The sequence below is a fragment of the Alitiscatomonas aceti genome, from assembly GCF_025567195.1.
Classification (GTDB): domain Bacteria; phylum Bacillota; class Clostridia; order Lachnospirales; family Lachnospiraceae; genus Alitiscatomonas; species Alitiscatomonas aceti.
Genome location: NZ_JAOQJF010000012.1, coordinates 85,194 through 92,761 on the forward strand (window position 1 = coordinate 85,194; position 7,568 = coordinate 92,761).

Consider the following 7,568-nt stretch of genomic DNA (forward strand, 5'->3'; position numbering starts at 1 on the left):
CGCGCGCCAACGATACCATTGTACCATCTTCTCCCCATTTTCACAAGGACCTAGCAGAGTCTTTTATGGTTTTTTTGGATCTGGCGCAATTTTCTCCACAATTTTATTGTCATATCTCAAATTACTGATATAATATAGATAGACTTTTTATTCTGGAAAATATATCTGATTTAGGAGGAATCTTATGACCACATTATTTACCAACGGAAATCTCGTGGATGTGATCGGCCAGACCGTCCTCACCGGCGGCAGCATCCTGGTGGAAAACGGCATGATCAAAGAGGTAGGAACCAGTATCGCTGCTCCCGATGGCGCAAAGGTTGTCGATCTGGGCGGAAGGACCGTGCTCCCCGGGCTTTTCAACTGCCATGTACATATGTGCTCCGATGCCGGGACCGGCGCAAAGGAAACCATTTCTGACGCCGCTGTCACCATCCGGGCCCTTAAGAATTTAAAAACACTGTTAAATTCCGGCGTGACCTACATCCGTGACGCAGGCGCACCCAAATATATTGATGTGGACCTCCACGACGCCCAGTTAAAGGGCGAGATCCTGGCTCCGGAAATGCAGACTGCATGCCGCTGTATCTGTATGACCGGAGGACACGGCCACGACTCCGGCCGTGAGGCTGACGGTCCCGACGACTGCAGAAGAGCAGCCAGAGAGCAGTTAAAGGCCGGCGCCAACTGGATCAAGGTCATGGCCACCGGAGGCGTTATGACCAAGGGCGTTGAGCCGGGCTCCCCGCAGCTCACCGAAGAGGAGCTCCGCGCAGCCATCGAAGAAGCCCACAAGGCAGGGGCCAAAACCTTCACTCATGCCCAGGGCATGGAAGGCATCAAAAACGCTCTCCGGGCCGGCGTGGACTCCATCGAGCACGGCTTCTTCATGGACGACTGGTGCTTCGACTTCATGAAAGAGCACAACGTGTTCTTCGTTCCCACCCTGGCCGCTCCCTACTGGATCAAAAAATACGGCACGGACGCCGGGATCCCCGATTACATGGTGAAGAAGGTAGAAAAGACCATCGACGCCCACCAGGATACCTTCCGCCGCGCCCATAAGGCAGGCGTTAAGATCGCCCTGGGAACCGATGCGGGAACCCCCTTCAATAAATACGATATGACTGGCTTTGAGTGTATCCTGATGGTGGAAAACGGAATGACCCCCATGGAGGCCATCCAGTGCGGTACCATCAACGCTGCCGAGCTCATGGATGTAAAGGACACCCATGGCTCCATCACCCCGGGCAAAAAGGCGAACTTCGCTGTCTTTGAAAAGAGCCCGCTGGAGGATATCCACGCTATTCTGGACTGCTCCATGACTGTCCTGGGCGGCGAGGTCGTGTTTGAGAAATAATACATTGGTTACCTGTGTTTCTTGAAAATTCCTCTTGAATATTTTCAATGTTTATTATAGAATGTATACAATGATAAAAAAAGGAGGTAATTCATCATGGCATATGTAATTAACGATACTTGCGTTAGCTGCGGTTCCTGCGCTGGCGAATGTCCGGTAAATGCAATCTCTCAGGGAGACGGCAAATACGAGATCGATGCAGATGCATGCATCAGCTGCGGAACATGTGCAGGTGTATGTCCCACTGGCGCTATCAGCGAGGGCTAATATCTCACGTATTAGAAGAATACATAAAAGCTGCTGCGCTTTATTTGCGACAGCAGCTTTTTTGTTATGATCATTTTTATTTTACAGCTTGTTCCCATTTCTCCCAAACTTCTTCTTTTTCCCAAAGCCCCCGGAAAAAAACGGGATCCGGGATGCGGCGGCCTCCGCCTTTCCCTTGTTTTCCCGCTGGTACAGACGAATCGTCTCATCCAGCTGGCGGAACCGCTCCTCATCTCTTTCATCAGCCACCCGCATCAGGTAGTCCACCTCTTTTATGACCTTGTCATTGACCATGCGGCTGATATCCTGACTCAGCTTTTCGTTGTTTTCCTCGATGGCCTGTCCGATCATCTGTCCCAGCATGGCCCGGAACTGCTCCGCCCGTTCCTCAGCCATCATGGTCGTCAGGGCCCGGTCATCCATGTTTTTTACTTTTTCATCCTCATGCTCCGTATGATCCTTTAAAGCAGCCACAACATCCTCCTCCAGAATATCATTGGGAACAACCACTTCCCCATCTGATTCCAGGGATCTGGCAAGCGCCGCTTTAATGGCCTTGAGCTGATATCCCTTCTCCTTCAGCTCCTTGATCTGCTTAAAAAGCCGGATATGAAGCTCCGTATAATATCTGTGTCCCATCTCATTCCTTGGTATATTCATTTCCAGCTCTTCTTCCCAATACCTGAGAACGTGGGATTCAACATCCACCTTCCTCGAGGCATCGGAGATCAGATAGTGCGTATCTGCCATGGTTGTCCTCTTCCTTTCCCTGTTACATAATACGATGTTAGGGGCTCAGGTCTTAAAATCGCCTGCAAGCAGCCTTGTGTCGAATCGATCGGCCTTTTGACCCTGATATCATAATATATGTGAGGACGTTCCAGAATATTCCAAAAATGTTGAGATACAGTCTGAATGGGCTTACTGCTCCTTGGCCATGTTCACAAACCTTGTGAGCTCCGGCCTCCAGCCCAGGTTTACGGTGCCGATAGGGCCGTTACGCTGTTTGGCAATAATGACCTCCGCCACATTGGGCGTATCTGTGTCTTTATTATAATAATCGTCCCTATACAGGAACATGACCACGTCCGCGTCCTGCTCAATGGCTCCCGACTCACGCAGGTCCGAAAGCATGGGCCTGTGGTCCGTCCTGGATTCGCAGGCACGGGAAAGCTGGGACAGGGCGATGACCGGGGCGTTGAGCTCACGGGCCAGGGCCTTTAAGGAACGGGAGATCTCCGAGATCTCCTGCTGGCGGTTGTCGCCGTTTTTCGCGCTTCCGGTCATCAGCTGGAGGTAGTCGATCATCACCAGATCCAGGCCGTATTCCAGCTTCACCTTCCGGCATTTGGACCGCAGCTCCATAACGGAGATACCCGGGGTATCGTCGATGATCAGCTTTGAATTCCCGATGGTGCCGATGCCCTCTACCACTGCGTCCCAGTCGGCGTCTGTCAGCGTTCCCGTCCGCAGCTTCTGGGAATCCACGTTGGACTCCATAGCAAGCATTCGGTTCACCAGCTGCTCTTTGGACATCTCCAGACTGAAAATCAGACACGTTTTCTGGCGGCGCACCGCGATATAATCCGCTATATTCAGTACAAAGGCCGTCTTTCCCATGGACGGGCGGGCGGCGATGAGGATCAGGTCCGACGGCTGGAGGCCCGACATCCGGTAGTCCAGATCGATGAAGCCGGTAGCCAGTCCTGTCACTGTGGATTTGGAACGGGTGGCCTGCTCGATCTTATCCAGAACATTCAAGGCCACCTGGCGGATGGGGACAAAATCGCCGCCGGTCCGGCTCTGGAGCAGATGGAAGATCTGTTTTTCCGTGTCTGCCAGGATCGTATCCAGCGGCTCCTTTCCCGCATAGCAGGAATTGGCGATCTTTTCGTTGATCTTGATCAGGCGGCGAAGGACCGCCTTCTCGTGGACAATGGCGGCATAGGACCGCACATTGGCCGACGTGGGCACCGTAGCCATGATGTCCCGGACGGCGTCCAGGCTGCATACCTCCGGCGGCACATCCTTTTCCTTCAGCCGGTTCTGGAGAGTCACCAGGTCCACCGGCTGGCCTTCGTTAAACAGCTCCACCATGGTCTCGAACATGACGCCGTACTGGCGCTGGTAAAACTCATCGGCCACGACGCTCTCTGATGCGGCGATGATCGCATCCCGGTCCATCAGCATGGCGCCGATGACCGACTGCTCCGCCTCCACGCTGTGGGGGAGCACCCGCTTTACTAACGCTTCTTCCATATCCTTACGCCTCTGTCACCTTGACTCTCAGCTTTGCAGTTACGTCCTTGTGGAGCTTAATGGGCACCTCAAAGGTTCCAAGGCTGCGGATGGGATCCGTTAAGACCATTTTCTTCTTATCAATATCCAGATGTAACTGGTCGGCCGCCGCCTTGGCGATCTCCTTTGTGGAAACGGAGCCAAAGGTCCTTCCGCCCTCTCCGGCCTTGATGGAGATTGTCACCGAAAGCTCGTCGATCTTTGCAGCCAGGGCCTTTGCCTCTGCCAGCTGCTCTGCAGCCACCTTGGCTTCGTTGGCCTTCTGGAGCTTCAGATCGTTCAGATTCTTTGTGTTGGCCTCTACGCCCAACTTCTTCGGCAGGATAAAGTTTCTTGCATATCCGTCGTTGACCTTTACGATCTGTCCTTTTTTTCCAAGTGCCTTTACATCCTCTAATAATACAACTTCCACGTTAAAATTCTCCTTTCTGTTTCATCGCCAGGATCACATCTTTGATCTTTTCCTTTGCCTCCTCCACAGTCGCTCCGGGAAGCTGGGCTCCGGCGATGGTCCTGTGTCCGCCTCCGCCCAGCTTTTCCATCATTACCTGGACGTTGATCTCATCAATGGAGCGGGCGCTGACATAGATCTTTCCGTTATAGGGGGTCAAGACCACAGAGGCCTTGATGCCGATGATATCCAGAAGCTCGTTGGCCGCCTGGGCCCCAACCACCGTGGGACTTTCCACATTCTCTGCCGGACATACGCTGATGGCAAAGGCTCCCTCAAAGACCTCAGCCTGACGGACTGCCTCGGCCCTGGCCTTGTAATCCTCCATTTTATCCCGGAACAGCTTCCTTACCCTGGTCACATCAGCGCCGTTCCTCCTTAAGAACGCCGCGGCCTCGAAGGTCCTGACTCCTGCCTGGTTTGTGAAATTATTGGTATCGATGACGATACCGGCGTACATGGCGTCGGCCTCCAGGGATTTGATCCGGATGCTGTCCGTCACATACTGCAGGATCTCCGCCACCAGCTCACAGGCCGAGGAGGCATAGGGCTCCACATAGGATAAGGTAGCGTTGCTGATGATCTCGCTGGACTGGCGGTGATGGTCGATGACCACAATGGTCTTTACCAGATTTAAAAGCTGGGGCTCTTCCGTATAGCTGGGGCGGTTCACATCCACCACCACAAGGGCTGTGGACGGGTCCGCCAGCTCCGCCGCATCGTCTCCCATCAGGAACAGATCCTGGGGATAATCGCTGTTATTGATAAACCGGTCCATCATGGGCCGTACCGATGAGGTGACCTCGTTGATGACGATATGGGCCTTTTTCCCAAGGGCTGCGGCGATCCGGTACACGCCGATGGCAGAACCGAAGGAGTCGATGTCCCCGATCTTGTGGCCCATGATAAGAAGCCGGTCCTTGGTCTCCAGGAGCTCCCGGAGGGCATGGGCCTTTACTCTGGCCTTAACACGGGTGGTCTTCTCCAGCTGCTGGGATTTTCCTCCATAATACTGGATCTTTTCCCCGTTCTTCACCACGGCCTGGTCGCCGCCGCGTCCCAGGGCCATGTCGATGGCGGTCCGGGCGTACTCATAGTTGCGGATATACGTATCGCCGTTGATGCCGATCCCGATACTTAAGGTAACGGCCATTTCATTTCCGATATTAACGGTCTTTACATCCTCCAGGAGGCTGAACCGCTCCGCCTCCAGGGACGGCATATATTTCTGCTCGATGGCAAAGAAATATTTGTCCTTTTCCATCTTTTTCACGATGCCGTTGACCCCGGAAATATATTTGCTGACCTTCCGGTCGATGAGGGCCACCAAAAGCGACCGGCGCACCTCCTCCACGCTCTCCAGCGCTTCGTCATAGTTATCCAGATAAATAAGGCCCGCTACCATTTTCTGATCCGTGATGGCCTGCATATATTCATGGATCTCTGTCTCGTCATAAAGGTATACGGCCAACACCTGCTGCTCCGTCTTCTGGCCCGGCGCAGCGGAAAGCAGGCCGCTGTCTGACTGGATCGTCACACGCTTTATAGAGGCCCTGTAAATGGCTCCCCCATACGCGCACTGGACCTCCAGGGCATGGTCCATTTTTTCCAGGCCTTCCTCTGTGATCTCCGGGAACAGGGCCGTAAGGCTCCGCCTGGCGCTCTTTTCATCCTTGATCACCGCAGAAAACGCCCGGTTGGTCCACAAAAGGCGTCCCGCTTCATCGGCGATGCCGTAAGGCAGCTCCATGGAAGCCATCAGGTTCTTCTGGCTCTGGTCAAAATCCGCGGCAAAGCCCACAAGCCCTGTCAGGATCCGCTTTTTTCCATACCAGAAGAGGACCCCCGCGCAGAATGCATACAGGACCGTAAACACGGCCATGACCATACCGGCTTTGCCGGAAACCAGGCCCACTGCCCCATTGGCGCAGAGGACCAGGACCGAAAGTACCACGGGCCACTGCATGTATTTCTGCAGCACATTCCTGACCTTTTTATTCTCTTTCATGCTTTTCTCCTATTTCCAGGCCCCTGTGGACCATGGCAGAACAACAACGCAAAATTCCTTATATGTCCTCCATTATATCATATCCCGCCTTGTTTGTAAATTTTAACCGTGCTTTTCGTATGGCTTTGTACGGTTTCTGCAAGGGAAGCTTCCATTTTTCTTTTTCATTTCATTTAGAGGACATTTATTATATATTTGGACGGCAAAACGATAATTTCTCTTTTTTTATGTTATCATTTGAATATACAATCATTTTCTTTTACAAAATTCCCAAATTATAAAATCAATCGCCAAAGGAGGGATCTTATGAAAAAACGAATATTTGAATATTCCGTCTTCCTGTGTATTATGGCAGGCTTTCTTGCAAATACAAACTCATTAACGCTGTTTTTTGATGCCGAATCCATCTGGGGCAGTGGCTTTGGCAAAGCACTCACGGATCTGGGCAATCAGACCAGAACTGCGATTGCTCCCGGACTTGCCGCTGGGTTTGTTATTCTTATCATGAACGGCCAACTGCATCTCTGGCAGGGGTGCCTTCTCTGCCTGTCTATCCCCTTTTTTGACACCCTGTTCATGAATGTTTTTATGCCATTTTTAAGAATCCTTTTCATGTCAGAACCCGCCTCCATAAATCTGTATGCGGTATTTTCCAATTATACCCTGTTTCTATCCTATACTTTTCCCGTTTTCTTTATTGCACTGGTTTTTTATGGTATTTCTGCAAAAAAACATTTTATCACCATTCCATGTATTATATGGAATGCAGGCTGGTACTTCCTTTTAAACCTAATTCCTCCATTTTTTCCAAAATATGATTTCAGCCAAATGGGTATGGACATGGGAGCAGCTACGAAACGTTTTTTGCTTTACGGATTATCCTATCTGGCTATTATACTGTTAGTTTTCTTTACTCTTTATGATATACAGATACATTCCAAAGCCAGAACAAATGTAAAATAAAACCATCAAAATACAGCAGGTCATTCACACACCGAAATTGCACTGCCGGGGTTTCTGGACGAGAGCCTGGCAGTGCCAGCCGCAGACTCACTCCAGTCTCATTCTCCCCTATCAGCTGAATATTACCGTCTTTAAGTCATGAACCACCAGTTCAACTGGTGGTTTGATTATGCCCCTATAAGGGGCCTATGCCTGCAACGCCTGAAAGGCGGATGCCTCAA

General features: G+C 51.6%; 7 protein-coding genes. 3 read left to right on the forward strand and 4 right to left on the reverse strand.

Annotated features, from left to right (window positions below):
• The first annotated feature begins 184 nt into the window (after positions 1–184).
• A complete protein-coding gene (locus OCV69_RS07965; protein ID WP_158358597.1) occupies positions 185–1,360 on the forward strand; it encodes a metal-dependent hydrolase family protein in 1,176 nt (391 codons plus the stop codon).
• A 96-nt stretch (positions 1,361–1,456) separates the two neighbouring features.
• Entirely contained in the window at positions 1,457–1,627 is a 171-nt protein-coding gene (locus OCV69_RS07970) for a DUF362 domain-containing protein (protein WP_022273476.1), read from the forward strand.
• Between the two features lie 81 nt (positions 1,628–1,708).
• Here OCV69_RS07970 and OCV69_RS07975 read toward each other — a convergent pair whose 3' ends face one another.
• The 4 genes from OCV69_RS07975 to OCV69_RS07990 form a co-directional block, all read right to left on the reverse strand.
• Positions 1,709–2,377 carry a MerR family transcriptional regulator gene (locus tag OCV69_RS07975; protein ID WP_158358596.1) on the reverse strand — a complete coding sequence of 223 codons (669 nt, stop codon included), beginning with the start codon at positions 2,375–2,377 and terminating at the stop codon, positions 1,709–1,711.
• Between the two features lie 171 nt (positions 2,378–2,548).
• A complete protein-coding gene (gene dnaB, locus OCV69_RS07980; RefSeq protein WP_158358595.1) occupies positions 2,549–3,886 on the reverse strand; it encodes a replicative DNA helicase in 1,338 nt (445 codons plus the stop codon).
• Between the two features lie 4 nt (positions 3,887–3,890).
• Positions 3,891–4,337: a 50S ribosomal protein L9 gene (gene rplI, locus OCV69_RS07985; protein WP_158358594.1), complete on the reverse strand. Its 447-nt coding sequence runs from the start codon at positions 4,335–4,337 to the stop codon at positions 3,891–3,893.
• A gap of 1 nt (position 4,338) precedes the next feature.
• On the reverse strand, positions 4,339–6,384 hold the full coding sequence (locus OCV69_RS07990) for a DHH family phosphoesterase (protein ID WP_158358593.1): 2,046 nt from the start codon (positions 6,382–6,384) through the stop codon (positions 4,339–4,341).
• Positions 6,385–6,690: 306 nt separating this feature from the next.
• Here OCV69_RS07990 and OCV69_RS07995 point away from each other — a divergent pair, with 306 nt between their 5' ends.
• A complete protein-coding gene (locus OCV69_RS07995; protein WP_158358592.1) occupies positions 6,691–7,347 on the forward strand; it encodes a hypothetical protein in 657 nt (218 codons plus the stop codon).
• Positions 7,348–7,568: the final 221 nt, after the last annotated feature.